At 66.3% G+C, this 258-nt stretch carries 1 pseudogene; it reads left to right on the top strand.

The window, feature by feature from the left end:
* A pseudogene (locus HBA93_RS22005) lies at nucleotides 1-258 on the top strand (Asp-tRNA(Asn)/Glu-tRNA(Gln) amidotransferase GatCAB subunit C); the annotation flags it as partial.

Below are 258 nucleotides of genomic sequence, written 5' to 3'. Positions count from 1 at the left end.
CGATGCTGGGCCAGGTGGGGCTGCCGGGCGGCGGTTTCTCGTTCGGCCACGGTTCGATGAACGGCGTCGGCAATCCGCGCGTGGATACGCCTGCGCCGACCATGCCGGTAGGCGAAAATCCGGCCGGGCTGGCGATCCCGGTGGCGCGCATCTGCGACATGCTGTTGCACCCCGGTGAGGCCTATCAATTTTGCGGCGAGACGCGGCATTATCCGGATATCCATTTGGTGCACTGGGCCGGCGGCAACCCGTTCCATC

It is taken from the genome of Ochrobactrum sp. SFR4, assembly GCF_019730395.1.
Classification (GTDB): domain Bacteria; phylum Pseudomonadota; class Alphaproteobacteria; order Rhizobiales; family Rhizobiaceae; genus Pseudochrobactrum.
This window is presented reverse-complemented; position numbering and strand designations above follow the sequence as displayed.